Annotated in this window: 2 protein-coding genes and 1 pseudogene; 2 read left to right on the top strand and 1 reads right to left on the bottom strand. The window is 63.8% G+C overall.

The features are described from left to right. A pseudogene (locus EN780_RS40980) lies at window positions 1-97 on the top strand (cupin); the annotation flags it as partial. Between the two features lie 173 nt (window positions 98-270). Here the strand turns inward: EN780_RS40980 and EN780_RS32580 are convergent. Beyond that, on the bottom strand, window positions 271-1,458 hold the full coding sequence (locus EN780_RS32580) for a Xaa-Pro peptidase family protein (RefSeq protein ID WP_128276325.1): 1,188 nt from the start codon (window positions 1,456-1,458) through the stop codon (window positions 271-273). 382 nt (window positions 1,459-1,840) lie between these two features. Between EN780_RS32580 and EN780_RS32575 the strand changes: the two genes are divergently transcribed. Continuing rightward, on the top strand, window positions 1,841-2,188 hold a 348-nt coding region (locus EN780_RS32575; protein ID WP_245500199.1), incomplete at its 3' end, for an ABC transporter substrate-binding protein.

Raw genomic sequence — 2,188 nt, 5'->3', positions numbered from 1 at the left:
CCAGCGGATGCAGCTGTTCGTCATCTATTCGCCCGCCGGGCCGGAACTGGCGCTGCGGGATTTGCCGGATTTCAGGCTGATGCCGGCAGGGGAGTGAACCTTCGAAGCTGGCGCCGCCCCTCATTGTCCTGCCGGACATTTCTTCCCGTAGGACGGGGAGAAAGACGCCTTCATCAACGATTTCGCAAATCGCCGAAGCTGGTTTCTTCTCCCCGTTCTACGGGGAGAAGGTGCTGGCAGGCGGATGAGGGGAGGCGCCGACTTTCGGCCTTATGAAATCCCGCCCCTGTTCCACCCCCGCGCCCGGTCGCCGAACATAACATAGCCGGTGTCCGTCACCGCGACCGTATCCTCCAGCTTGATGAAGCCGCGCGCAGGGTGGAGCATCGTCGTCTCGACCGACAGCACCATGTTCTGTTCCAGCGGCTTCCCGGCGTAGGTGCCTTCATAGGTGACCGGATGGTTGGTCATAAGGAATGGCGCCTCATGCGTGATCAGCCCCATGCCGTGGGCGAAGAAATCCGTGTAAGGCGCTACCTTAGAGGCTTTCAGCACGCCCTCGGCATGGGCGATCATGTCGCCGCCGAGCGTGCCAGCCCTGACCTTCGAAAACGCCGCCTGCTGGACGGCTTCGACCTCGGCCAGCAGATCCTCCAGCTCGGCGTCCGGCTCGCCGAGGATACCCATGCGGCAGAGATCGCCGATATAGCCGTGATAATTGCCGCCGGAATCGATCGACAGCACCTCGCCCCGCATCCACGCTTGCGGCGAGGCCGCGCGGTTGTGGCTTGAGCCCAGCGTCAGCAGGCAATATTCGAAATGCGCGCCGCGATTGGTCTCCTCGCGCCGCAGCTGCTCGATGATCTCGGTCTTGGTCGTGCCTTCGCGCGCCCACTGGATGGTCGCCAGCATGGAATCGGTGATCAGCTCCGAGGCGACGCGCAGCTTTTCGAGCTCGGCGTCGGTCTTGATGGCGCGCATGCGCTCCAGCATGCCGGTCGCATCGATGAGCTTCGCGTCCGGCAGCGCCTTGCGGATCAGCGTGTAGGCATCCGACGGCAGGAAGGCCGGCTCGATGCCGATGCGGGCACCGCCCTTGCCGATCTTCTGCACATGCTCGACGGCAAGATTGGCGGCGTCCAGCGTGCCCCAGCAGGCAGCGTGCAGGGTCGGTGTCCAGAACGGGTTGTTCTGGTGCTCGGCGCCCTCCATGCGGTTGCCGATATAGGCGGCACGGTCCGGTCCGCCCTTCTCGTAGACGACGATCGGCAGATAGCGGCTGTGGCCGATCGCATCCATGGCGGCGAAGAAGATGAACTTGTAGCCCCCGAGCAGATATTGCGTGTTGTGTTTGGAAGTGGCGAGCAGCACGTCGATGCCCGCTTCCTCCATCAGCCCGTCCAGCCTTTCCTGGTCGAATGGAATGGCGACCGCATTCTTGCCCGGGGCGATGTTCATTTTTCTCTCCCTGAATGTGCCCGCCGATCGGACCGGCTCGCCGGCTGGTCTTGTGGCTGATCGTCTGGCTGTCGGCCAAATCTGCACCAGCTCACCCACTCTGGTCCAGCCAGAAATGGGTGCCCTTGGCCTTCAGAGACTTCTCAAAGCCGAGTCTCGCACGCCAATCGCTTTTTCTGGTCCTACCAGTCTGGTTGATTGGGCCGCTTCCTGGCTACTGGTCCAGCGGACGAAAATTTCAAAGCCAAGCCACCATGCGCCAATTCCTTCTCTGGCGAAACCCTCGGCAAGGGCCATAATCGCCGCCGCAAGGACGTTCGCGGACCGCTGGCGTCGAGGGGAATTGGCGCCCGCCGGGTGGCGCGGAGGACGGAGGTCGATCATGTCAGCTTTCACCATTTCCAGGCGCACCGTGCTTGCCGGCTCGGCGGCGCTGCTCGCCTCCACCGCCATCCCGGTGATCGGCCGCGCGCAGACGCCGAAGAAGGGTGGCCGCCTGGTTGTCGCCGCCGACTCCGAGCCGCGCAACCTCAACCCGGCGATCGTCGCCTCCAACGGCGTATTCTTCATCTCCAGCAAGGTCGTGGAGACGCTGGCCGAGGCCTCCTTCGACGGCAAGGACGGGCTCCAGCCACGCCTGGCGCTGTCCTGGGAAGGTGCTGCCGACGGCCTCTCGGTGACGTTCAAGCTGCGCGACGGCGTCAAGTGGCATGACGGCAAGCCGTTCACC

It is taken from the genome of Mesorhizobium sp. M4B.F.Ca.ET.089.01.1.1 (genome assembly GCF_004022605.1).
Taxonomy (GTDB): domain Bacteria; phylum Pseudomonadota; class Alphaproteobacteria; order Rhizobiales; family Rhizobiaceae; genus Mesorhizobium; species Mesorhizobium abyssinicae.
The sequence above is the reverse complement of the archived record's forward strand: the minus strand, read 5'-3'. Positions and strand labels throughout refer to the sequence as shown.